24 protein-coding genes and 1 riboswitch are annotated in these 24092 nt (G+C 57.9%); of the genes, 23 read left to right on the top strand and 1 reads right to left on the bottom strand.

The annotated features are described in order from the left end of the window. Positions 1 to 20: 20 nt before the first annotated feature. The 21 genes from JMF85_RS25890 (at position 21) to JMF85_RS25790 (ending at position 21636) form a co-directional block, all read left to right on the top strand. A complete protein-coding gene (locus tag JMF85_RS25890) occupies positions 21 to 2408 on the top strand; it encodes an endonuclease MutS2 (protein ID WP_127608246.1) in 2388 nt (795 codons plus the stop codon). A gap of 159 nt (positions 2409 to 2567) precedes the next feature. Then, positions 2568 to 3248, top strand: coding sequence for a PspA/IM30 family protein (locus tag JMF85_RS25885; protein ID WP_141334982.1), 681 nt, complete (start codon positions 2568 to 2570; stop codon positions 3246 to 3248). 101 nt (positions 3249 to 3349) lie between these two features. After that, positions 3350 to 3769 carry a DUF350 domain-containing protein gene (locus tag JMF85_RS25880; protein ID WP_127608268.1) on the top strand — a complete coding sequence of 140 codons (420 nt, stop codon included), beginning with the start codon at positions 3350 to 3352 and terminating at the stop codon, positions 3767 to 3769. A 205-nt stretch (positions 3770 to 3974) separates the two neighbouring features. Beyond that, the gene (locus JMF85_RS25875) at positions 3975 to 4472 is read left to right on the top strand and encodes a hypothetical protein (RefSeq protein ID WP_054798136.1); all 498 of its coding nucleotides are present in this window, start codon (positions 3975 to 3977) and stop codon (positions 4470 to 4472) included. A 138-nt stretch (positions 4473 to 4610) separates the two neighbouring features. Continuing rightward, the gene (locus JMF85_RS25870; RefSeq protein ID WP_127608243.1) at positions 4611 to 5942 is read left to right on the top strand and encodes an MFS transporter; all 1332 of its coding nucleotides are present in this window, start codon (positions 4611 to 4613) and stop codon (positions 5940 to 5942) included. A 114-nt stretch (positions 5943 to 6056) separates the two neighbouring features. Continuing rightward, positions 6057 to 6983 carry a cysteine synthase A gene (gene cysK / locus JMF85_RS25865; protein WP_127608242.1) on the top strand — a complete coding sequence of 309 codons (927 nt, stop codon included), beginning with the start codon at positions 6057 to 6059 and terminating at the stop codon, positions 6981 to 6983. A 138-nt stretch (positions 6984 to 7121) separates the two neighbouring features. Beyond that, positions 7122 to 7421, top strand: a complete 300-nt coding sequence (locus tag JMF85_RS25860; protein WP_054798134.1) for a hypothetical protein — start codon at positions 7122 to 7124, stop codon at positions 7419 to 7421. 177 nt (positions 7422 to 7598) lie between these two features. Further along, positions 7599 to 8090, top strand: a complete 492-nt coding sequence (locus JMF85_RS25855; RefSeq protein ID WP_054798133.1) for an Lrp/AsnC family transcriptional regulator — start codon at positions 7599 to 7601, stop codon at positions 8088 to 8090. Between the two features lie 15 nt (positions 8091 to 8105). After that, a complete protein-coding gene (locus JMF85_RS25850) occupies positions 8106 to 9302 on the top strand; it encodes an aminotransferase class I/II-fold pyridoxal phosphate-dependent enzyme (RefSeq protein WP_127608241.1) in 1197 nt (398 codons plus the stop codon). 129 nt (positions 9303 to 9431) lie between these two features. Further along, a complete protein-coding gene (locus JMF85_RS25845; protein WP_054798132.1) occupies positions 9432 to 9701 on the top strand; it encodes an aspartyl-phosphate phosphatase Spo0E family protein in 270 nt (89 codons plus the stop codon). Between the two features lie 121 nt (positions 9702 to 9822). Further along, positions 9823 to 10362, top strand: a complete 540-nt coding sequence (locus tag JMF85_RS25840) for a hypothetical protein (RefSeq protein ID WP_236596002.1) — start codon at positions 9823 to 9825, stop codon at positions 10360 to 10362. Between the two features lie 35 nt (positions 10363 to 10397). Further along, positions 10398 to 10611: riboswitch (cobalamin riboswitch) on the top strand. Between the two features lie 174 nt (positions 10612 to 10785). After that, positions 10786 to 11805 carry an ABC transporter substrate-binding protein gene (locus JMF85_RS25835; protein ID WP_397376012.1) on the top strand — a complete coding sequence of 340 codons (1020 nt, stop codon included), beginning with the start codon at positions 10786 to 10788 and terminating at the stop codon, positions 11803 to 11805. Continuing rightward, on the top strand, positions 11805 to 12848 hold the full coding sequence (locus JMF85_RS25830; RefSeq protein ID WP_127608240.1) for a FecCD family ABC transporter permease: 1044 nt from the start codon (positions 11805 to 11807) through the stop codon (positions 12846 to 12848). Before JMF85_RS25835 ends, JMF85_RS25830 begins: the two co-directional genes overlap by 1 nt. A 98-nt stretch (positions 12849 to 12946) precedes the next feature. Next, positions 12947 to 13738, top strand: a complete 792-nt coding sequence (locus tag JMF85_RS25825; RefSeq protein WP_201319240.1) for an ABC transporter ATP-binding protein — start codon at positions 12947 to 12949, stop codon at positions 13736 to 13738. Next, positions 13731 to 14813 (top strand): nicotinate-nucleotide--dimethylbenzimidazole phosphoribosyltransferase, encoded by a 1083-nt coding sequence (cobT, locus tag JMF85_RS25820; protein WP_127608238.1) that lies wholly within the window; start codon positions 13731 to 13733, stop codon positions 14811 to 14813. The genes JMF85_RS25825 and cobT overlap by 8 nt, the downstream gene beginning before the upstream one ends. A 117-nt stretch (positions 14814 to 14930) precedes the next feature. After that, positions 14931 to 15476, top strand: a complete 546-nt coding sequence (gene cobU / locus JMF85_RS25815; RefSeq protein ID WP_201319239.1) for a bifunctional adenosylcobinamide kinase/adenosylcobinamide-phosphate guanylyltransferase — start codon at positions 14931 to 14933, stop codon at positions 15474 to 15476. Positions 15477 to 15499: 23 nt separating this feature from the next. After that, a complete protein-coding gene (gene cbiB, locus JMF85_RS25810) occupies positions 15500 to 16486 on the top strand; it encodes an adenosylcobinamide-phosphate synthase CbiB (protein WP_127608236.1) in 987 nt (328 codons plus the stop codon). After that, positions 16465 to 17313 (top strand): adenosylcobinamide-GDP ribazoletransferase, encoded by an 849-nt coding sequence (gene cobS / locus JMF85_RS25805; protein WP_201319238.1) that lies wholly within the window; start codon positions 16465 to 16467, stop codon positions 17311 to 17313. The genes cbiB and cobS overlap by 22 nt, the downstream gene beginning before the upstream one ends. Positions 17314 to 17334: 21 nt before the next feature. Then, positions 17335 to 20130 carry a cobyric acid synthase gene (locus JMF85_RS25800; RefSeq protein WP_155614533.1) on the top strand — a complete coding sequence of 932 codons (2796 nt, stop codon included), beginning with the start codon at positions 17335 to 17337 and terminating at the stop codon, positions 20128 to 20130. A 22-nt stretch (positions 20131 to 20152) separates the two neighbouring features. Then, on the top strand, positions 20153 to 20722 hold the full coding sequence (locus JMF85_RS25795) for a cob(I)yrinic acid a,c-diamide adenosyltransferase (RefSeq protein WP_054797958.1): 570 nt from the start codon (positions 20153 to 20155) through the stop codon (positions 20720 to 20722). Continuing rightward, positions 20719 to 21636 (top strand): RluA family pseudouridine synthase, encoded by a 918-nt coding sequence (locus JMF85_RS25790; RefSeq protein WP_141334966.1) that lies wholly within the window; start codon positions 20719 to 20721, stop codon positions 21634 to 21636. Before JMF85_RS25795 ends, JMF85_RS25790 begins: the two co-directional genes overlap by 4 nt. A gap of 63 nt (positions 21637 to 21699) precedes the next feature. Here JMF85_RS25790 and JMF85_RS25785 read toward each other — a convergent pair whose 3' ends face one another. After that, a complete protein-coding gene (locus tag JMF85_RS25785) occupies positions 21700 to 22446 on the bottom strand; it encodes a YdcF family protein (RefSeq protein WP_201319237.1) in 747 nt (248 codons plus the stop codon). 160 nt (positions 22447 to 22606) lie between these two features. Here JMF85_RS25785 and JMF85_RS25780 point away from each other — a divergent pair, with 160 nt between their 5' ends. Next, positions 22607 to 22993 (top strand): arsenate reductase family protein, encoded by a 387-nt coding sequence (locus tag JMF85_RS25780; protein ID WP_141334962.1) that lies wholly within the window; start codon positions 22607 to 22609, stop codon positions 22991 to 22993. Positions 22994 to 23075: 82 nt separating this feature from the next. Continuing rightward, positions 23076 to 24092 carry a site-2 protease family protein gene (locus tag JMF85_RS25775; protein ID WP_236596001.1) on the top strand — a complete coding sequence of 339 codons (1017 nt, stop codon included), beginning with the start codon at positions 23076 to 23078 and terminating at the stop codon, positions 24090 to 24092.

The following is a 24092-nucleotide window of genomic DNA, read 5'->3' as shown; positions in this document are numbered from 1 at the left end:
AGGGACCCATGGGGAAACTGATGAAACCTACGAAATCGTATAATGAAAAAATATTGAATACGCTGGACTATCACTCCGTCTTGGAACGGTGCGCCAACCATGCTTCAACCTCGCTCGGACAAGAACGGGTGCTGGAGACGGTGCCTAGCGGACTGTTTTCCGAGGTGAAAAAAAGGCTTCAAGCGACCGACGAAGCGGTCAATGCCGACCGTCTCAAGGGCGCGGCGCCGTTCGGCGGTATTCGGAATATTCGGAACGCCTTGCATCGCGCGCGCATCGGCGGCGTTCTGAACCCGTCGGAGCTGCTCGACGTCGCGATGACGAGTCAGGGCGGCAGGCGGCTGGGACGCTTCTTAAGCGACGTAAACGACGATTACGCGATCCCGTCATTAATGGAGCTTATTGGACAGCTAACCGATCATAAGCCGATGGAAGACCGCATCCGCCAATGTATCGACGAGAATGCGAACGTGGTCGATAGCGCAAGTCCGGAGCTGGCGCGGATCCGTCATGAGCTGCGGGGCAGCGAATCGAAGGCGCGGGAGCGTCTGGAGCAGATGGTGCGTACCCCCTCGATTCAAAAAATGCTGCAGGACAACCTGGTCACGATCCGCAATGACCGGTATGTCATCCCGGTGAAGCAGGAATACCGCAGTCATTTTGGCGGAATGATCCATGATCAGTCGGCGTCGGGCGCCACGTTGTTTATTGAGCCGGAAGCCGTCGTACAGATGAATAACCGCGTCCGCGAGCTGAAGCTCAAGGAAGAAATCGAAGTCGAAAAAATATTGCGCATGCTGACGGTGCTCGTCGCCGAAGCCGCGGATACGCTGCTCGTCAATGTCGAGGCGCTGGCCGAGCTCGATTTTATTTTCGCCAAAGCGGGACTCGCCCGGGAGATGAAAGCGACGCTGCCGATTTTGAACGACCGCGGCTTCATCAAGCTGAAGCGCGGCCGGCACCCGCTCATCGCGAGCGAGCAAGTCGTACCGATCGACGTGGAAATCGGCAATAAATATTCTTCCATCATCGTTACCGGCCCGAATACAGGCGGTAAGACCGTCTCGTTGAAAACGGTCGGTCTGCTGTCGCTGATGGCGATGTCGGGACTGTTCGTTCCGGCCGAAGAGGGCAGTCAATTGTGCGTCTTCGACGCCATTTACGCCGATATTGGCGACGAGCAAAGCATCGAGCAAAACCTCAGTACGTTCTCCAGCCACATGACGAATATTATCCGGATTCTGAAAGAAATGACGCCAAAAAGCCTGGTGCTCCTCGACGAGCTCGGCGCCGGCACGGATCCTGCGGAAGGCTCTGCCCTCGCCATCTCGATTCTTGATTTCATGCACCGGATGGGCTGCCGGATTATCGCCACGACGCATTACAGCGAGTTGAAGGCGTACGCGTACGACCGTCCAGGCGTCATTAACGCCAGCATGGAGTTCGACGTGCAGACGCTGCGGCCGACTTACCGGCTGCTGATCGGCGTGCCCGGACGAAGCAACGCGTTCGCGATTGCCGAGCGGCTTGGCCTGCCGCGCGCCATCATCGAGAGCGCCCGCGGTCAAGTGGGCGAGGAAGAGCAGCGGGTTGAATCGATGATTGCCACGCTCGAGGAGAACACGCTGCAGGCTGAAGCCGAGCGGACGACGGCGGCACAGCTGCGCAACGAAGTCGAGACGCTCCGCGAGGAGCTGAAGCGCGAACGGCAGAAGTTTGAAGAACAGCGCGACAAGATGCTCGAGCGCGCCGAACGCGAAGCGCGGGAGGCGGTAGCTAAAGCCCGGCGCGAAGCCGAGGAAGTCATTGCCGAGCTGCGCCGCCTGCAGCGCGAGGAGGCCGGGGGCGTTAAGGATCACAAGATCAGCGAGCTGAAGCGTAAAATGAACGACGCCGTGCCGGAGTTGAAGGCCAAACACGCGGTCAAATCGGCGAAGAAGAAGCCGGATCGCCTGGAGCCGGGCGACGAGGTGCTCGTGACCACGGTCGGGCAGAAGGGTCATGTCGTCGAGATCGTGGGCGAGCATGAGGTTTCGGTACAGCTCGGCATTCTCAAGCTGAAGGTGAATAAAGCTGACGTTGAGCTGATTAAAGCGGCTTCCGCGCAGCCGAAGCCCCAGCAGCCGAAGGCAACGTCAAGCCTGAAGCGGACGCGCGACGACAACGCGAAGATGGAGCTTGATCTGCGGGGCGCGAATGTCGAGGAGGCGATTGTGGAAATCGACAGATTTCTCGACGAATCGTATTTGGCGAATTTCGGCCAGGTCTATATCATTCACGGCAAAGGAACCGGCGTTCTGCGTTCCGGGGTGCAAGAATATTTACGCAAGCACAAGCATGTGAAAAGCTACCGCATGGGCAATTACAATGAGGGCGGGGCCGGAGTAACCGTTGCCGAACTGAAATAGTCCCGAGTCGAACGCGCATATCGAATTTTTTCTGCGATCCTCTGAAACGAAAAGCCTCTTGCTTTCGTAATAAAGAAGTGTAAACATCGATGTTCAGGTTGAAGGGTCTGCAGGCTTGTCTTCCACATAAATAATAATTTGAGAGGATGTTAGGTAAAGATGGGGATTTTTAAACGATTGCGCGATTTGACGATGGCTTCGATTAACGACTTGCTTGACAAGGCCGAAGATCCGGTGAAAATGCTGAACCAGTTCCTCCGCGATATGGAAGAGGACATCCTCGAGGCGGAAACCGCAGTCGCGAAGCAAATCGCGATTGAGAAAAAGTTCAAGCAGCAGTATGAGGAAGCGCTGGAAATGGTGCAAAAGCGCGAAGAGCAGGCGCTCAAGGCGCTTGAATCCGGCAACGAAGATTTGGCCCGCCGCGCGCTTCAGGACAAGAAGGAGCATCAGGCGCGTTACGACGAAATGAAAGCGCAGTTCGATACGGCCAAAGCGAATGCAGATCGCCTTCGCGGCCAGCTGGCCGAAATGAAAGATGAATTCGGCAAGTTGAAGAGCAAGAAGGAAGTGCTGGTGGCCCGGGCGGAAGCGGCTAAAGCGCAGAAGCAAATCAACCAGGCGATGTCCGGCTTCGGTACCGATAATGCGGCCAAAGGCTTCGACCGTATGAGCGAGAAGGTGCTTCAGCTTGAAGCGGAAGCCGAAGCGAGCAATGAGCTGCGCGGCAAAAACAAAAGCTTGGACGACGAGCTTGATGCGCTTGGCAAGAACGACGGCGTCGAAGACGAGTTAGCCGCTTTGCGTGCCAAACTGGCTGCCAAGAAACAATCGGAATAAGACGATATGGACGAGACTGAAGGTTAATCGCCTTCAGTCTCTTCGGCTGTTCTCGGATGTGAGCAACCATATGCAGGGAGAGGCAGGGGCAATCGATCATGATGAATGAAGAGGTGGATCGTTTGATGGGAAATCCGTATGTGGAAACCTTGGCGTTTTTTTCGGTCGCCGTATTGGCGCTCGTCGTCTTCTTGGCGGTTTTCGAGTTGGTTACGAAATACAAGGATTGGGAAGAAATCAAGAACGGCAATGTGGCGGTTGCGATGGCGACGGGCGGTAAAATTTTCGGCATATGCAACTTGTTCCGGTTTGCGATTCTTAACAACGATTCCGTACTGCACTCGCTGATTTGGGCGGGATACGGTTTTGTATTGCTGCTTGCAGCCTATTTTATTTTTGAGTTTTTGACGCCCTACTTCAAAATCGACGAACAAATCCAAAAGGATAATCGCGCGGTCGGCTTTCTCTCGATGATTCTTTCCATCTCGCTCTCGTATGTGATCGGCGCGAGCGTGACCTAAGGGCACCGGCTTGCAGACACCGTAGAAGATGAACAAGCCCTGAGGGAGAGGTGCGGAGATTGAAGTATTTATGGGGGACCTTGTTTGCGCTTGCGCTTGTGTTTTTGGGCGCGGGCGTTTACTATTTTATTAAATATGCATGAAGAGAGTGGCCCGGCGATATGGAGCATGGACCCGAGGCCGGTCACCCGAGGAGGTATGACGATTGTCGCAAGCGGAAGATTTGTTTTGCCCTTGGTGCCAAACCGAAATTGTATGGGATCCCGAGATCGGACCGGAGACTTCGTGTCCGCATTGCTATAATGACTTGGGCGATTACCGCAGCATTCAATTAACGGTCAAGCAGACAGGACAATCGATCCAGTTTGACGAGGATGAAGACGAAGAATACGACGATATGGACGAGGCCGAGCTGGAAGCCATGGACGACGAATATGAGGAAGGCGTGCAGCGGCTGCTGGACCATCAAGAGGAAGCGCCCGAGTGCACGTCCTGTCAAAGCTTTATGCTGCTCGCGGGCACCCGGACGTCGCCGGATTCGTTCGTACCGTTCGTTCATCAGGCGATCAAGAAACCGCTGCTTTCCGCTTCGCATGCGAGCCAGGTATACGTTTGCCCGTCATGCTTCAAGGTTGAGCATGTATTGGCGGAGAAGGATCGCGTGGCGATGATCGAGCTGCTCAAGCAGCACGGGAAGGCGTAAATTCGATAGCAACGATGTACAAAAAAAGGGAATCCGAAGCTGGGCCGCCGGCGGAGGATTTCTTTTTTTGCTTCAGGTCATGCTTTCCGGCCGATTGGGGAAGCTAAAGCTTACACACTCCAAAGAGAGGGTGAGGGCATGTACACCGGATCGAAACATGATTCGCACCATGGCAGGACGGGCTTGCTGCAAGACGGGAAAGACCGGCACGAATGGCGTGAGGTGCGGGGGGAACATGAAGAGGAAGGAAAGCGGGGCGGCCGCAAATCCGTCCTGAAGAAAGGCGAGCCGCTCTCCGCACAGTCCAGACTGCTGCTTGCGGTAAGCGGTTTTTTTGCGGCAGGCAACGCTTTATCCGGGACGTTCGTTAACGTGTACTTGTGGAAGGCGAAGCAAGATTTCACGCTGATCGGTTGGTTTACGCTGATTCATCATTTGACGATGGCGCTGACGTTCTGGATCTCGGGTAAATGGGTGAAGGAACATAACAAGATGAATTGTCTGCGTGCCGGCGTGGCGGTTTCCGCGCTGTTCTACTTGATTGTGCTGTGGTTCGGCGAAAGCGCAGCTGAATATTTCGTGCTGCTCGGCGTAACGCAGGGGCTCGCCGCGGGCTTTTTTTGGCTTGCGTTCAATGTCGTTTATTTCGAAGTGACGGATCCCGACAGTCGTGACCGGTTCAACGGCTGGGTCGGCCTCATCGGGTCGGGCGTCGGGATGATTGCCCCGTGGCTTTCCGGTATGTTGATCGTACGCATGGGCGCCGTCAGCGGATACCGGTTTATTTTTACGCTGTCGCTGGTCGTCTTTGTCGTCGGCGTGATCGTCAGCTTTTTTCTGAAAAAGCGGAAGACGACCGGCACTTATGAATGGATGCTGACATGGCGATGTTTAAGGCAAAAGGATACCGCATGGCGCACGGTCAGCGCCGCGCTTGTCGCTCAAGGCTGCCGCGAGGGCGTGTTCGGCTTCATGATTGCGCTGCTCGTGTATGTGCATACGGGCAACGAGATGAAGCTCGGCAATTTCGCGCTCATTTCCTCGGCCGTCTCGCTGGTGTTCTTCATGCTGGCAGGGCGTCTGTTGAAGCCAAGATTTCGGCGAATGGCCATGCTGATCGGCGTTGTGATGCTGGTTCTGATCATTTTGCCTTTCTTCTGGAAGGTAAGCTTCACGACGCTGCTGATTTTTGGAATAGGGGCCGCGATTTTCTATCCGCTGTACAGCATCCCTATGACGACCATCGTCTTCGATTTAATCGGCAAAGAAGAGGAGAGCGCGAAGCTTCGCGAGGAGTACATCGTTATGCGCGAGCTGGCGCTGAATGCGGGAAGGCTGCTCGGCACAGCCGTGTTCATCGCCGTCATTTCCTTCGCGAGCTCTCCTGCGGTGATGAACTGGCTGCTGCTCGGCATCGGCAGCTCGCCGCTGGCCGCCTATTACTTCATGCGCAAGGCGCATGCCGCGTGATGGCGGGCCAGACAAACGGCCGACTTGACCTCGGGCGGTCCGGGTCTTTACAATTAAGGCCATAGGCCCGGGTGTTCGCACCCGGCGCAAGCGGAAGTAAAGGAGCGGCGCGGTATGACGAAGCGAACAAGAATGGTAAACAGCATCACCGAGCTGATCGGGGACACTCCCGCAGTTCGGATTCGGCGGCTGGCAGGCGAAGACGATGCCGAATTGTATGTAAAGCTTGAATATTTCAATCCCAGCGGCAGCGTGAAGGACCGGGCCGCTTATAATTTGATTATACAAGCTGAGAAGGACGGGCGTCTGAAGCCGGGGGCTACGATTATCGAGCCGACGAGCGGGAACACGGGGATCGGACTGGCGATGAATGCGGCGGCCAAAGGGTACCGGGCGATATTGATCATGCCGGATAATATGTCGAAGGAGCGGATTAATATTCTGAAAGCCTATGGGGCCGAAGTTGTGCTCACGCCAGCCGAGGAGCGCATGCCAGGGGCTATCCGGAAGGCCGAGGAGCTTCGCGGGCAAATCCCCGACAGCTTCATTCCGCAGCAGTTTGAAAACCCCGCGAACCCGGACATCCACCGGGTGACGACGGCGCTCGAAATTCTCGAGCAGATGGAAGGGCGTCTCGATGCGTTCGTCGCCACTTCGGGAACGGGAGGCACGATTACCGGTACGGGTGAAGCGCTTCGCAAGGAGCTGCCGGACATCCAGATTTATGTCGTCGAGCCTAAGGGCTCGCCGGTGCTGTCCGGAGGCAAGCCGGGGCCGCACAAGCTGGTCGGGACGAGCCCGGGCTTTGTTCCGGCGATCTTGAATACGAGCGTATACGACGAGATTGTGCAAGTATCCGACGAGGACGCGCTGCATACGATGCGCGAGCTCGCCAGGCGCGAGGGCATTCTTGTCGGGCCGTCGGCAGGGGCGTCGGTGTGGACCGGGTTGCAGGTGGCGCGCAGGCTTGGAGCCGGCAAACGGGTGTTATGCATAGCTCCTGATACGGGCGAACGCTATTTAAGCATGGATATTTTTTAAACGAATACAAAGATACTCGGCTAAGAAGCCGGGTATTTTTCATTCAGATAGTTTGCATATTTATTCAATAATGTGTATAATAATCAATATAAAGCAGGTGGATGTTACGGTCCTGAATCAGGGGAGGAGAATCGCGAAATGAAAATCGCGCTGCATAACGAGCTTCCGGGTGAAGCGCAATTTCGTCAATGGATCGACTCTATGGCGGGAGAAGCCGACGGCTTTCCGGTCTTCGAATATGAAACGATATGTCAAAGCGGGCGTATTATCGCCGCTTATGATCAAGAACGATTAGTTGGCCTCGGCCGGCTGTCGGACAATAACGCCGCTTCGCAGATGGAATTTTCCATATTGCCGGAGTACCGTAACCGGGAGATTGAAATGTATATGCGTAAGCTGCTGCCCGTTGCATCGTCGAAGTCGTCCGTTCATTCATAGCGGCCAAGCCCGCCAATCCTACCAGTGCCCATATCAGGTGTCCAGCGGAATGAAGCTGAACGCCTTTTTTTTGCGCCCGGAACCTCGAAGAGGAATCACCTATTTTTGCTTTGCCAAGCGGGTGCGATAGGTGTAATATGAAGAAATAGTTTCTTGTTTAAACAGGAGGATGAGTCCATGGAACAATTCAAAATGAAAATCATTGAGCTGCTGAAGGAAGACGCTCGCCGCACACCAGCCCTGATCGCGACTATGCTTGCGGCACCGGAGGCGGAAGTGGCGGAGGCGATCCGCGAGCTCGAGGAAGCGAACGTTATCGTAAAATACGCGACGGTCGTGAATTGGGCCAAAGTGGATAGCGAGAAAGTCACCGCTTTAATCGAAGTGCAGATTACACCTGAACGCGGCCGCGGTTTCGATGCCATAGCGGAGCGTATTAACTTATATCCGGAAGTGAAGTCGGTTTACTTGATGTCGGGAGCGTACGATTTGCTTGTTGAAATTGAAGGCAAGACGCTCAAGGAAGTCGCGTCGTTCGTATCGAACAAGTTGTCCCCGATCGATCGCGTGCTGTCGACGAAGACGCATTTTATTTTGAAAAAGTATAAACAGGACGGGATTTCGTTCGAGGATCATCAGGACGACAGCCGTCTGCTAATCTCACCGTAAAGGACGTCGTGAACGATGATAGAACAACAAAGTCAAAGTCAAACCAAGAAATCGATGTCGAGCTATATTGCTCCGCTTGTACGCGAAATTCCGCCTTCGGGGATCCGCAAGTTTTTCGATCTGACTGTCGGCAGTAAAGATATCATCTCCCTTGGCGTCGGCGAACCGGACTTTAGCACGCCTTGGCACGTCAGAGAAGCATGCGTCTATGCGCTGGAGAGGGGAAACACCAAATATACGCCGAATTCCGGCTTGCCGGAGCTGCGCGAAGCTATCGCCGAATACTTGTACGATTCGTTCCAGGTCCCTTACGAACCGACGGACGAGGTGCTCGTTACGGTCGGCGGCAGCGAAGCGATCGACCTGGCGCTTCGCGTGTTGGTTACGCCGGGCGACGAGATTCTGATCCCGGAGCCTTGTTATATTTCGTATAGCCCGATTACGAAAATCGGCGGCGGCATTCCCGTAGGGATCGAGACGTTCGCCAAAGATCAGTTCAAGCTGACGCCTGAAGCATTGAAAGCGGCCATCACGCCTCGCTCTAAAGTGCTGATTTTGTGCTACCCCAGCAATCCGACGGGAGGCATCATGACCTATGAGGATTGGCTGCCTATCGCCAAAATCGTCGAGGAGCACGATCTTATCGTCATCTCGGACGAAATATACGCCGAGCTGACGTATGAGAAAAAGCACGTCAGCTTCGCCTCCATACCCGGCATGCGCGACCGGACGATTCTGGTTAGCGGGTTCTCCAAGGCTTTCGCCATGACCGGATGGCGGATGGGGTATGCTTGCGGACACCGCGATTTGATTGCGGCCATGCTGAAAATCCATCAATACACCGTCATGTGCGCGCCGTCAATGGGCCAAGTGGCGGCCATCGAAGCGCTTCGGCACGGGCTGGAGGAGAAGGACCGGATGGTGGAGTCGTACAATCAGCGCAGGCGGTTAGTTGTGCATGGTTTCAGCCAGATCGGTTTGCCGTGCCATGAGCCGCAAGGAGCGTTTTATGCGTTTCCTTCGATTCAAGCGACCGGCCTTACCTCGGAGGAATTTGCGCAGCGCCTTTTATTCGAGGGGAAGGTCGCGGCGGTGCCCGGATCTGCGTTCGGACTGGGCGGCGAAGGTTTTTTACGCTGTTCCTACGCCTATTCGGTCAGTCAATTGACGGAAGCGATCGATCGAATAGGAAATTTCATGAAAAAGTTGTAGGTTCGACAAAAATAGTCATTTTCAAGTTTCTCCAAAACTGGTATGTTAGATGTATGGAAGTTTCATAGATAAATCCTTTATGAAGCTGTTATCCATAGGTCTAAAGATCGGGAACGGGAGGGATGAACGATGGCATTTCCGGAATATCGGCTTCGGCAGTATTTGAACGTCGTATGGATTCAAGAGAACGATCGCAATGCCAAGTGGATTTTTGGTAAACGGAAAACAAACTCATCCGCAACGTCTTTAGAAGATGAAATTTACCGTCTGCGACAAGAGCTGGAATCGTTAGTCCAAAGCGGGAATACGTTAACTTCCCCTCGAGTCGTCGAGATTAGCATGGAACTGGACATTAAAATTAATGAATATATGAATCGTCATCGTGGAAGCCGTTCCTGAACGGCTTCTTTTCGTTATTCCTTATATTTTGATACAAGCCTTTCGGGTATGGTAAGATAGGTCGATAGAGACCTAGCAGATGAATGTTTTGATGCAACGCGGCAAATGGGAGGAAAAGGATTTGAGGAAAGGAAGCTGGCTGGTCATCGCGTTGGTCCTTATGCTTCTGGCCGGATGCGGCGGCGGAGGAACGAAAGCGGACGTGCCGATTTTTATCATGTCATCGACAAGCATGCCGGGCGGTGCGGCGGAGAAGCTTGAAGCGGCCCTTGTGTCTAAAGTGGGAGAAGCCCCAACGGTGGCAGTCGCGGTCTCCCCGATGTTTTCGCTCGAGAAGATGATCATTGAGGTTGCGGCGGCCGGTAACGGTATTCTCATCCTTCCCGGCGATCAATTCCGGGGCTTGGGTAAGCAGGGTGGATACGTGCCGCTCGACGAATTGGCGAAGGCGGAAGACTTCCCGGACGGAGTGCTGGAACTGCCGGTGGACGGGAATCCGGACGGCAAGCTCGAAAAGCACTTATTCGGCATCCCGGTCGAGAAGACGACATGGTTCGCCGATCTGGGCCTGGGCGGCCAAGACTTGTACGCGTTCATTCCGCAAAATGCGCCGGATATTGAAAAAGCGAAGCAAGTGATGAAGCACATTGCGCAAAAATAGCCGTTGTCCTGAACGATTGGGCAATAAGCGGCGTTGTTCTAAATAAAGGTTCGGGTGCCTGCGGGCGGCGAAAGCCGCTGGTTCGCAGGTTAAAAGGGAAGCCGGTGCGATTCCGGCGCGGTCCCGCCACTGTAACCGGGCGATAAGCTCTCTCTGATAGCCACTTGCCGGCAATTGCCGGTTGGGAAGGCGAGAAAGCGCCGAAAGGAGCCCGGAAGCCAGGAAACCTGCCCGAACTTCATACGCTTGTTCCTTTCGCGGAAAAGGAGCGCAGCGGCGGTTTGCTCCGGCCCCAGGTCTTTACGACCCGGGATCGGGTCTGAAACATGCCCTCTGCTCCGGATTCGCGTCCGCAGGCGGAGGTTTTTTTGTATGTTCAGTCAAGGGAACGTTCTAGCCAATGATGAATGAAGGAGAGAAAAGATGATGAATACCAGCACGAAACGACACTTGCGAAAGCTGACGACGGCCGTCGTCAGCTTAGCGCTTGCGGCCGCATTGGCTGCTTGCGGCAGTAAGGCGACCGCGCCGAACCAAGGTCAGCTCGTCGACCCGCCGAAAGCGCAGAGCAGCCAGCAGGAAGGAACGGAGCAAGCGAAGCGGACGACATACCCGCTGAAGGTGCAGGATGCGACAGGCAAGGAATTCGTGTTTGAGAAAGCGCCGGAGCGGATCGCTTCGACGTCACCGAGCGAAACGGAGATCTTGTTTGCGCTCGGACTCGGGAGTAAAATCGTCGGCGTCTCGGATTATTGCGATTACCCGGCGGAAGCTGCGACGAAGCCGAAGCTCGGCAGCATCACGAAGCCGAACGAAGAAGCGCTGATCGGAGCGGGCGCCGATTTTGTTCTGACCGGCGTTTCCATGAAAGCGCCGACGGTGGACAAGCTGCGCGAGCTGAAGATCAATCTGTATCAGGTACAGCCGAAAACGATGGACGACGTCCTGGCGAACATTGAGAGAATGGGCGAAATTTTCGATCGCCAAGAAGAAGCCCGGAAGCTCGTCGAGCAAATGAAAGCGGATCGGCAAAGCGTGGTCGACGCTGTAAAATCAGTAAAGCCGGAGCAGAGGAAAAAAGTGTTCATCGAATTTTCCCCGGGCTATACCGTCGGTTCGGGCGAGTTTTTGAGCGAACTGATCGAGACGGCAGGCGGGATCAACGTATACGCATCGGAGAAAGGGTACGTCAAGCTGAGCGAAGAGAAAGTCATCGCCGCAAACCCGCAGGTCATTTTGTATCCGAAAAATTTGATCGACGACAAGTCGAAAAAAACGCTCGACCAAATCATTCGCGAGCGCAGCGGCTGGGATCAGCTCGAAGCGGTGAAAGGAAACAAGCTGGCCGGCATCGATAAAGATACGACAAGCCGTCCGGGTCCGCGAATTACGGAAGGCTTGAAGGAAATCGCCAAAGGGATTTATCCGGAACTGGTGAACTAATGAAGCGGAAGCTGATGCTATGGGGCGGACCTTGCCTTGTCTTGCTTCTGTTAGCCGCAACCGTCTCATTATCGGTCGGCTCGGTGCAGGTGCCTTTCGTGCACGTCTGGAAAATATTGCTGCATCACCTGCCTGGCATGGAGGGGCGCTTAACGGTAGATTGGCAAACGTCTTCGGAGCAAATCGTGTGGAAGGTCAGGCTGCCTCGCGTCGTGCTCGGGATGCTCGTCGGAGCGGCCTTGGGACTGGCTGGCGCCGCTTTCCAAGGGGTGCTGCGCAATCCGCTGGCCGATCCGTACACGCTCGGCGTTTCCTCGGGCGCGTCGGTCGGCGCTTCCTTTCTTATCTTATTCGGCTTGCAGTATGTATTCGGCGAATGGAGCGTTCCGGCGGTCGCCTTCGGTACAGGAACGCTAACGCTTGCGGTCGTGCTGATGCTGGCGAGAGCGGACGGCAAGCTGCGGATCGAAACGGTGATTTTATCGGGTGTGGTGATGCAGGCGTTTTTGTCGGCCCTAGTCTCGCTGATGGTCTCGATGTCGAAGCAGGTCATCAATGAAATTATATTCTGGCTGATGGGCAGCTTGGCGCTTCGCGGTTGGTCGTATACGTTGATATTGCTGCCTTACCTGGTAATTGGCGTAGCGGTGCTGACCGGTTACGGCCGGGCCATGAACGTATTCGCGCTAGGCGAGCGGCAAGCGGCATACTTAGGCGTCAACATCGAGCGCACCAAGCTGATCGTATTGATCGCTTCCACGTTAATTACGGCGGCGGCCGTATCCGTCTCCGGCGTGATCGCGTTCGTCGGACTGCTCGTGCCGCACTTGCTGCGGCTGATCGCCGGGCCGGATTACCGCCTGCTGCTGCCGTTATCGGTGATAGGCGGCGCCATCTACGTGCTGCTCGCGGATACGCTTGCGCGCACGCTGCTTAGTCCGACGGAGATTCCGCTAGGCGTGGTGACCGCATTCATGGGCGCGCCGTTCTTCGCTTATTTGTTGCGACGACGAAAGCGCATCATTCGGGACCAAGCGGTGTGAGCGCAGCAGGGAAACGGTAAGGGGACGCTAGGAAACGAAGGAGGAGGCTGGACGGCGGTTAGGCGGAGATTGGCGAATGCGGCGAAGGGGGACTTGCCATGATCGAGGTTGCGATGGAACGGGTGGTGAAGCGGTACGGCGCGCGGACAGTTCTGAACGGCATCGACTTTCAGGTGGAGCCGGGGGAATGGTTTGGCATTCTCGGTCCGAACGGCGGCGGCAAATCGACGCTGCTGCAGGCTATGGCCGGCGTCGAGCCGATAGACGGCGGGACGGTGAAGCTTTCGGGCAAGCCGGTCGGCGAGTACTCGCGTAAAGCGCTGGCCCGGCAGGTCGCGGTGCTGCAGCAGGATGCGCTGCCGCCGGTTGGCTTCACGGTGCAGGAAGTGGTGGAGATGGGCCGTTACCCGTATCAGAACTGGTTCGGCGATGAAGCGGAAGACGCCGCCGCCTTGGTCGACCGCGTCATTCGCTGGCTCAAGCTCGAGCCGCTGCGGGAACGCCCGGTCGACGCGCTGAGCGGCGGAGAACGCCAGCGTGTCGCGCTCGGCAAGGCGATGGCGCAGCAGCCGAAGCTGCTGCTGCTGGACGAGCCGACGACGTTCCTCGATATCGGCTTCCAGCTCGAGATGATGGATAGGATTCGCCTGTGGCAGAAGGAGTGCGGCATGACGGTCGTCTCGGTGCTTCACGATCTGAACTTGGCCGCGCAATATTGTGACCGGCTGCTGCTGCTGCACGAAGGCGTCATTGCCGGGATTGGCGGAGCGGGGGATGTGCTGCAGGAGGATTTGCTCGAAAGGGTATACGGTACGCGGCCGTTCGTGGTGTCTCATCCCGAACGGAGCGTCCCGCAAATTTTATTGGCAGGGGGCGTTCATGATGAATAACGACAGGTGGAAGGACTTCGTTTCCGGTATTGAGCCTATAAATGACGGCAAGTGGGCGGAAGCCGCAGCGCGGCTGGATCGGCTGACGAAGCCGCCGGGCAGCTTAGGCCGGCTTGAGGATATGGCGAAGCAGCTTGCCGGGATTACGGGGCAGTTGTACCCGGATTTGTCGCGTAAAGCGGTCATTGTGATGGCCGGCGACCACGGCGTGTGCGAGGAGGGCGTGAGCGCCTTCCCGTCGGAAGTGACGCCGCAGATGGTATTGAACTTCTTGAACGGCGGTGCGGCCGTCAACGTGCTGGCACGCCAGGTCGGAGCCGATGTCGTTTGCGTGGACGTCGGCGTGAATGCCGACTTGAGCCATCCGTCGCTCGTCTCGCGCAAGGTGCGCAAAGGAACGGCCAACATGGCGCAGGGCCCGGCGATGACGCGTGAAGAAGCGATTGCGGCGATTGCCGCCGGCTTCGACTTGACCGGCGAGCTGGCCGCGCGCGGTTACCGGCTGTTCGCGGCGGGCGAGATGGGCATCGGCAACACGACGGCCAGCTCGGCGATTTTATCCGTGCTCGGCGCGACCGACACGGTGCAAGCGACAGGGCGCGGGACCGGCATTGACGACGTGCGGCTGGCGCATAAGCAGGACGTCATTCGCCGGGCGATCGAGCGGAATCGGCCGAATGCCGACGATCCGATCGACGTGCTGGCGAAGGTGGGCGGGCTGGAGATCGCCGGGCTTGTCGGCGTCATTCTCGGGGCCGCCCGGCATCGCTGCCCGGTCGTGATCGACGGCTTCATCTCGTCGGCGGCTGCGCTGATCGCATCGCGGCTTGCCCCGCTCAGCACGTCGTATATGCTCGCTTCGCACCTGTCGCACGAGCAGGGGCATGCCCGCCTGCTGGAGCGAATCGGCCTTGCCCCGATATTGCGCATGGATATGCGGCTCGGCGAAGGAACGGGCGCTGTGCTCGCCTTCCCTCTTATCGAAGCGGCCGTAAATATTATGAGCCAGATGGCGACGTTCGACGATGCCGGCATCTCGCAAGCGGTGGATAAGAGTACGCCGGAGAAGGTGTAGCCCCACCGGTCCGCGGCCGGGAGATAGGGGAGGCGGCTGAGCGGTTTCGTTCAAGGTTCGGCATTTGGCATTTGGCGTAGGCATCACAAAAACAGATAGCATCGGGAGGCTCGTGCAATGAAGGTGTTGGTGACGGGCGGCGCGCGCAGCGGCAAAAGCTCCTTCGCGGAGCGGTATGCCGCCACGCTCGCCCCCGAAGGGTTGTACGTTGCGACGGCGCACGCGTATGACGAAGAGATGAAAGCGCGTATCGGGCTTCATCGCCAGGAGCGCGAAGAGCGCGGTTTTTCATGGACGACGGCGGAAGCGCCTTACGCGCTGGCGGAGACGCTGCGTCAGGCGGATGCGCCGGTCGTGCTGGTCGACTGCCTGACCTTATGGCTGTCGAACTGGCTGCTGCGCTTTGAAGGGCACAACGCCCGCGATCGGCTGCTGGAAGGGAAGATCGGGGAGCTGGTTGAAGCTTTCCGGGAGCTGGAACGGCCTGTCGTGCTTGTCACGAACGAAGTCGGCAGCGGGCTTGTGCCCGAAAATAAGCTGGGACGGTTATTCCGCGATTTGTCCGGTCGTATGAACCAGCGTCTGGCCCGGGAAGCGGACCAGGTGTTTCTGGTTACGGCCGGCATTGCCGTTGAGTTGAAAAGCCGTGAGTTTCGTCTGTAGCCGGGGAAGGCGAGGGAACGGAGTTGCTTGTATACAGTTGGGAAGAAGCGGCCTGGATGGCCTTGGCCGCGATCGTCACGGATTGGATCGTCGGCGATCCGGCCTGGCGCTGGTTGACGCATCCGGTTGTGTGGATCGGGCGATGGATCGGATGGCTGGAGCGCCGGCTAAGAGAGGACGGGCGGCCGTTGCCGCCCGCTTCGCTTCGCAGGCGCGGGCTCGTATTGACAGCGCTGACGGTAGGTTTGGCGTTTGCCGTCATCTACGCCATCGTCTGGGCGGCGTTTTGGATCCATCCATGGCTTGGGTACGCGGTTAACGTATGGTTCATCTCGACCACCATCGCGGTCAAAGGCCTGAAGCAAGCGGCGATGGCCGTTTATGTGCCGCTGCGGGAAGGACGGCTTGCCGAAGCGCGCACCTTCACCGGTTATATCGTCGGGCGCGATACGACGAAGCTGGAGGAGCCGGAGCTGACGCGCGCCACGGTGGAGACGGTGGCGGAGAACATCGTCGATGCGTTCACAGCTCCGATTTGTTTCGCTTTATTGGGAGGCGCGCCGCTGGCGATGCTGTACCGGGCGACGAACACGCTGGATTCGATGGTCGGGTACAAGAACGACAAGTATGCGGATTTCGGCTGGGCCTCGGCGCGCTGGGACGATGTGCTCAATTACATACCCGCCCGGCTGGCCGGCCTGCTGCTCGTAGTGTGGGCGTGCTGCGCGCCGGGTATGTCGGGAAAGCGCGCGGCGATGGCGGTGCTTCGCTTCGCGAAGCTGCATCCGAGTCCGAACAGCGGCATTCCTGAATCGGCGGCGGCCGGCGCGCTGGGCATTGAGCTTGGCGGCGTGAACGTCTACCATGGGCGCGCCAGCGAACGCGCCCGGATGGGCTGGCCGCTGCGGCAGCGCGGACGGGACGATATCGTCCGCACGGTGGGGATGCTGTACGGCGTCAGTTATCTCATGGCAGGAGGGCTGCTGATATGCGCGCTGTTGTCGCTCTGATCGGAGCGTGGGGTGCCGCTTGCGCGGCGGCCTTTCAGTTTTTGACCCGGCTTCCGGTGCCGGTCCGGCTCGAGTACGATGACGCTTTGTTTCGGCGGAGCGTCGTTTTTTATCCGTTCGTCGGCTGGGTGCTGGGGGGGCTCGTTGCTGTACTCGGCGGTATGCTGACGGCCTTGGGCCTGCCGCCGACGGTAGCGGCTGCGCTGACGCTCTGCGGCTGGATCGCCTTGACCGGCGCGCTGCATCTGGACGGTCTCATGGATACGGCGGACGGAATTTTCAGTCACCGCTCTCGCGAGCGTATGCTTGAAATTATGAAAGACAGCCGCGTCGGCGCCATGGGCGTCATTGCTTGCGTGCTGCTGCTGCTCATCAAATGGTCGCTGTTGTCCGAGCTGCTCGGCACATCCGGCGAACGACTGCCCTCCAGCTGGCCGCTCGTCTCGCTTGCGCCGTTGTGGAGCCGCTGGTTCATGGTGACGGCGATCGTCGGCTGGCCCTATGCGAGAGCGTCGCAAAGCGGCGGGCTGGGCGGTTTTTTTCGCGGGGTCGGATGGCGGCATGCGGGCGTGCAAACGGCGCTTGCTCTGGCGCTGTCTTGGCTAACCATTTGCGGCTTAACAGCTGCCGGCTGGATAAGCTCGACGCCCGGAGAAGGCCTAAGGTTGGCGCTGGCGTTCGGCTTGACGGCAGGTGTGCTCGGCGCGGTCATGAGCACGTATATCGCCAGAAAGCTGGGCGGCTTGACCGGCGACACGTACGGCGCGATGAATGAAACGATCGAAGCGGCGCTGCTGCTGCTGCTGTGGATGATGGCGGTGAGATGATACAAGAAGGGAGCGTGTCTCATGCTGGAACAATACGGACACGGAGGGGATTTGCGGACGGCGGCCGACATATTCGGACAGCCGAAGGACGGGTTTCTGGATTTCAGCTCCAATATGAATCCTTTGGGGCCTCCGGAGGCGGTACGAGCGATGATGGCGGATCGGTGGCGGGAGCTCGCGCATTATCCGGACCCGGCTGTGCGGGAGCTGACGCTGAAGCTGGCCGCCAGACACGGCGTTGACCCGGCCTGCATACTCGTCGGCAACGGAGCCGCGGAGCTGATCGATTTGACGGTGCGGGCGCTGCGGCCCGGGACGACCGGCCTGGTGCGGCCTTCCTTCAGCGAATACGAAGAAGCGGTCCATAAATGCGGCGGCCGTATTGTCGATATTCCTGTTCAAGCGGACCGCGGATTTGAGCTGCAGCTGCCTGCTCTTCAAGCGGCCGCAGCGGGGTGCGACCTGCTGTTCCTCGGTCACCCGAACAACCCGACGGGCCGATTGCTGCCCGCCGATGTGCGGCAGGCGCTTGCAGAAGGCAGCCTCGGCAAGGGAGGCTGCGAGAGTCCCCATACGATCGTGGACGAAGCGTTTCTCGATTTCGTCGCGGAGGAGGAGCGGTTTACGCTGGCGCGAGCTGCGGCGCAAAGCCGGCGGTTGATCGTCATCCGATCGATGACGAAGTTTTATGCGGTTCCCGGCATCCGGCTCGGCTACGCGGTCGCGCATCCGGAGCGGATCGCCGAGCTGCGGCGTCTGCAGGTGCCGTGGAGCGTGAACGCGCCGGCGCAATGGATCGGCGCGGCCGCTCTCGACGACCGCGATTATGCGCAGCGGACGCTCGCTTGGCTGAAGCCCGCGCGGGAGCAGCTTGTCGCCGGGCTGAGGGGGCTCGGGCTTCAAGTATACGATAGCGAGGTCAATTTCGTATTGTTCTCGCTGCGGCCGTTAGGCTTGCGGATCGGGGATTTGCAGCGGGAGATGGGCCGACGGGGTATCCTGATCCGCGACGCTTCGACGTTCCCCGGTTTGGATGCCTCCTATGGCCGGCTGGCCGTCAAGCGGCCGGAAGACCATCGCAGGCTGATCGCCGCATTGCGGGAAGCGCTCGAGGCGCTGCTTGCGGACGGTCAAGCTGCTGGAAAAGCTTCGGCGGCGGCGAGCTCCCCTGCAAGCGCCCGCACAATCGCCGCGGCTGCCGCTGCCCGGCCGGGGCCTGCGGGCTCGGCAGGTTCGCCGCCTTACGCGGCGACGCTAATGCTGCAGGGCACGGCGTCCGACGTCGGCAAAAGCTTGCTGACCGCAGCGCTTTGCCGCATTTTGCTGCAGGATGGTCATCGGGTGGCGCCCTTCAAGTCGCAGAACATGTCGCTCAACTCTTACGTGACGCCCGACGGGAAAGAAATCGGGCGGGCACAAGGGATGCAGGCGGACGCCTGCCGGATCGCGGCAACGACCGATATGAATCCGATTTTGTTGAAGCCCAAAAAAGACATGGTGTCCCAAGTTGTCGTGCATGGCAAGCCTTACCGCGATTTGGACGCGCGCGCATATCGGGAGCGATATTTGCCCGAAGCGGAAGGGGTCGTGAAAGAGGCCCTGCACCGGCTTCGGCAAACATGCGATATCGTCGTGATTGAAGGGGCGGGCAGTCCGGCCGAGGTCAACCTGAAGGACCGCGATATCGTCAACATGCGGCTTGCCGGGTGGGCGGACGCTCCGGTGCTGCTTGTCGCGGATATCGACCGCGGCGGCGTGTTCGCGTCGCTCGTCGGGACGCTCGATATTTTGACCCCGGAGGAACGGGCGCGCGTTCAGGGCTTCGTGATCAACAAGTTTCGCGGCGACGCGACGCTGCTGAAGCCGGGCATCGACTGGCTGGAGGCGCGTACGGGCAAGCCGGTGCTCGGGGTCATTCCTTATTTGCCTGACCTCGGCCTCGAAGACGAGGATTCGGCTTCGCTTGACCGGAAGCTGGCTGAATCAAGCGGACATGGCGCTCCCAAGGGTACCCCGGACGAAGACGGTGTGCTCGACATCGCCGTCATCCGCCACCCGCGCCTGTCGAATTTTACGGATATCGATCCGCTCCTGTACGAACCGGATGTGCGGGTTCGATTCGTCACGACAGCCGCCGAGTTCGGCCGGCCGGATGCGGTTATCGTACCCGGGAGCAAAAACACGGTCGACGACCTGCTCTTTCTCCGCGAAACGGGCTTGGACCGCCAAATCCAGACGCTGGCGGCTCATGACGGTTGGATCGTCGGCATTTGCGCCGGATATCAGATGCTGGGCGCCCGGCTGCTCGATCCTGATCTTGTCGAGTCCGATCGCCCCGAACTGCCCGGCCTCGGCCTGTTCCCTACCGAAACGGTGTTTGCAAGCGACAAACGGACCGTACGCGTCGAAGGCCGTACAGCGTTGTACGCCGGCGCCGGCGAAGCCGGCTGCCCCGTCACCGGTTACGAGATTCATATGGGGCGGACAACCTTTCTCGAACCGGTAACACCCGCATTTCGGGTGCGCCCTTGCGGATTCGCTGCTGCAGGAACGGTTCCTGACTCGGATGAGCTGACCGCGGACGGTGCCGCATCGGCGAATGGCCGCCAATGGGGGACGTACCTGCACGGCATCTTGCATAATGACGGCTTCAGGCGCGCGTTTCTGAATCAAATCCGCGTGGCCAAAGGCTGGGAGCCGCTGCCCGCAGCCCTGCGCTTTCTGGAGCGGCGCGAAGCGGCGTTCGACCGGCTGGCCGACCACGTGCGGATGCACTTGGATATGGACCGTTTATATGAGATGATACAAAATAAATAATCAACAGGCAGGAGGCGTTCGAATGCGAATCTATACGCGTACGGGAGATGCGGGGCAAACCGGTGTGATCGGGGGCCGTGTGGATAAGGACGACGTTCGGGTCGAGGCGTACGGGACGGTGGACGAATTGAACAGCTTTGTCGGGCAAGCGATGGGCTTCCTGGATGCGGGAAGAGATGCCGATTTACTCGCCGATTTGCTGGAGATTCAGCATGAGCTGTTCGACTGCGGCTCGGACCTGGCTTTGCTGAAGCAAGAGCTTCGGCCTTACAAGGTAACGGCGGAGATGGTCGATCGCCTGGAAACATGGATCGATAAATACGATGCGGAAACGCCGGATATCAAGCGGTTTATTTTGCCTGGAGGGAGCGTGGCATCTTCGACGCTGCACGTCTGCCGGACGGTATGCCGCCGGGCGGAACGGCGGGTCGTGACGTTAGCGCGGACGCAGCCGATCAACGAAGAGGTCCGCCGGTATTTGAACCGCCTGTCCGATTTGTTCTTCACGATCGCCCGTACGGCCAACCATCGCGCAGCAGTCCCCGATGTGGAGTATGCGCGCAGCGCAGAGGTGTTCAGACGTAAATCATGACAACCTACTATAAGCCTTTAGAATATGTAGTGCCGCCGGAAGACGACGGCATTGTGCTGCGTACTGTCCTTCGCAGCCGCTTGGGCGTGTCCCGCAAGCTGCTCTCGCGCTTAAAAATGACGGAGCAGGGCATAACCGTGAACGGCGAGCGGAAATACATCGATGTGAAGGTGAGAACCGGCGATCGGGTTGCCGTCCGCATGATCGAGGAACAATCGGACGACATTATGCCGCAGCCGATGCCGCTCAACATTTTATACGAGGATGAGGAACTGCTCGTGCTCAATAAAGAGGCAGGCCTTATCGTGCATCCGACGCATGGCCACTACACCGGAACGATCGCGAACGGCGTCGTTCATTACTGGCGCGAGCGCGGAGAAAACTTCCGTTTCCGTCCCATTCACCGGCTGGACCAGGAGACGTCCGGTGCGCTGGCGGTAGCCAAAAATCCTTACGTCCACCAGCAAATTTCCGAGCAGATGCAGGCGCATCAGTTGAAGAAAGAGTATCTCGCCATCGTCCACGGGCGCATGGCCGACGATGCCGGCACCGTGAATGCGCCGATCGACCGCAATCCGGACGCTCCGCATCTCCGCATCGTAACGGAAACGGGCTATGCCGCGGTCACGCACTACCGGATCGAGCGGCGGTTCGCCGAAGCGACGCTTGTCCGGCTGCGGCTGGAGACGGGGCGGACACACCAGATTCGCGTGCATATGCAGCATCTCGGCCACCCGCTGCTCGGCGATAAGCTGTACGGCTTCAAGAGCGAATCCGCTGAAGCCGGGATCGACAGGCATGCGCTTCATGCATGCACGCTTGGTTTGACGCATCCGACACTGAAGCGGTGGATGGAGTTCGAGGCGCCGATGCCGGACGATATGGAGCATTGCTTGGCACGACTTGCACGGTAAAGCGCAAATCAAAATCCGCAGGGCCGCTCCGATCGGAGAAACCGGCCCGCGGATTTTTCGTATTTACTGGAGCATGCCCAAATATTCCTTCAGCGCGACCGCGATATCGTCCATCGAGCTGGACTTGGGCGTCAACAGCTGCATGTACGTTCGCGGGAGCGTGCCCGGACTCGTGCGGAAATCGACCGGGTACGGAGTCACGATGACTTGGCGAGCCTCAAAATGTTTCACCGACCGGGCCATATGGAAGGCCGACGTGATGAGAATCGGGCGGCTCAGTCCGGTTTTCGTCAGCAGCTCCTTGCTGTTTTGCGCGTTTTCCCGGGTGGTGCGGCTCTTATCGTCGAGCAAAATGTCCTGCTCGGGTACGCCTAAGCGGAGCAGCGTCCGTTTGGAAAGCTGCCCCTCGTTCCCGGTGTTCTCGTTCACTTGTCCGCCGGATACGAGGATCGGCATCGGCTTCTGCTTGTACAGCTCGGCAGCCGATACGACGCGTTGAAGCGTTGAGCCGGATAGCTGCCCTTCTCCCGCCGGGCTCGCAACACCGCCAAGCGCACCTCCCGTCAGCATCACGTATACGTCGCCGTCCAGCCGGTCAGGAACAGTGTACCGGTTCTCCAGACTGCGCACGATCGGGTCGCTCACGAGCTGGATCGAAGCTGCATACAGCAGCAAGGCCGCTGCCAGCATCGTCCATCCGGCTTTGCGGTTTACTTTGAGGTACAGCCATCCGGCGGCGAGCAGCAGAAGCGCGACGAAGAGGCCCGGCGGCAGCAAAAACGCGTAAACAAATTTAATGACGTAAATCACGTGACGGCGCTCTCCTTTATCAGCGGATTTCGAATCTGGGCTTCTTCCTCATTATGTGACCGCGGCATCGCTTTTTTCAACCCTGGAGACGCGTAGATTTGCAGGCCGTTCCGGGTCATCGGTATAATAAAAGGGAATTCAAGAAACGAGGTTGAACACAATGACGACAACGCATGATAAAAACACGGTTACGATTTACGAATATCCGACCTGCAGCACGTGCCGAAGCGCGGTGAAATGGCTTGAAAACGAAGGCTGGACTGTGAACAAACATCATATCAAGGAACATCCGCCGACGGTGGAAGTGCTGACCGATTTAATTGCACGAAGCGGACTCGATATTAAAAAGTGGTTTAATACGTCGGGCGACGTGTACAAAGAACTGCAATTAAAAGATAAGCTGCCTCATCTTTCGCAGGAGGAGAAAATCAAGCTGTTGTCCTCCCACGGCATGCTGATCAAACGCCCGGTCGTAACGGACGGCGAACGGGTGACGGTGGGCTTCAAGCCGGAGCAGTACGCGGAAAACTGGAGCCGGTCCGTATAAACCCTGAAGGAGCGTGGCCTGGTTTGCAGCAAAAAAAGAGAGGAACAAGCAAAACCCCCTATGGTTCATCGGAGCCGCAGTCATGTTCTTGTTATCGCAGCTGAAGCTGCTGCTTCCGCTGCTTAAATTAGGCAAAGCCGGCGGAGCCATCATCTCGATGGCGATTTCCGTCGGAGCGTATGCGATCATTTATCCTTGGCAATTCGCCGTAGGCGTTGTCTTGCTTATCTTCGTGCACGAGCTCGGTCATGTGCTTGCCGCCAAGCAAAAGGGGCTGCCGGTGACGGCGCCGGTATTTATTCCGTTTCTCGGAGCGATGATCAGTATGAAGCGTCATCCCCGGGATGCCGTAACGGAAGCGTATCTCGCCTTCGGCGGGCCGCTGCTGGGGACAATCGGGGCGATGGCTGTGTTCGGCGCAGCCTATGTGAAGGATAGCGATTTTCTGTATACGTTATCTTATGTGGGCTTTTTCATCAATTTGCTGAATTTGCTCCCGATTCATCCGCTGGACGGCGGCCGCATTTCAACCGCGGTTACGCGCTGGCTTTGGCTGGTCGGTCTGATCGGCGGGCTCGCGTTCATTATTTACCGGTTTAGTCCGATTTTGATGCTGATCTGGGCGTTATTTGCCTATGACCTGTATAAGAAATACGTGAAAAACCGCAAACACGGGGAGAAGCGCTCCCTCACGCTAAGCTTCATGATTGACGCCGAACCGCTAATCGCTCAAGGGTATATCATTCCGGGAACCGAGCATAAGCGTGATTTGTCTTTTACGACGTATACCGATTTGAAGGAAGAGCAGCAGCTGGTCGACATCTATTGGGACAGCCTGGATTTTCGAGGTACGGTTCCGATGAGCCAGCCCTCGATTATTCATCGGGTACGCTTGATGGGACTGCCGCGGGTACAGAAGGAGAACGGGCTGCAGCTGGAAATGCTTTGCCTGATCGACTACTCGGTACACGAGAACGATCGGTACTATGAAGTGCCGACGGCGGCTAGATGGAAGTTCGGCGCCGCTTATTTGGGGCTGGCCGTTGTTCTGCTGTACATGATGTGGCAGGTGCACGAATTGACGGGCATTAACTTTTAA

Origin of the sequence: Paenibacillus sp. EPM92 (assembly GCF_016586185.1) — a bacterium.
Taxonomy (GTDB): domain Bacteria; phylum Bacillota; class Bacilli; order Paenibacillales; family NBRC-103111; genus Paenibacillus_G; species Paenibacillus_G validus.
This window is presented reverse-complemented; position numbering and strand designations above follow the sequence as displayed.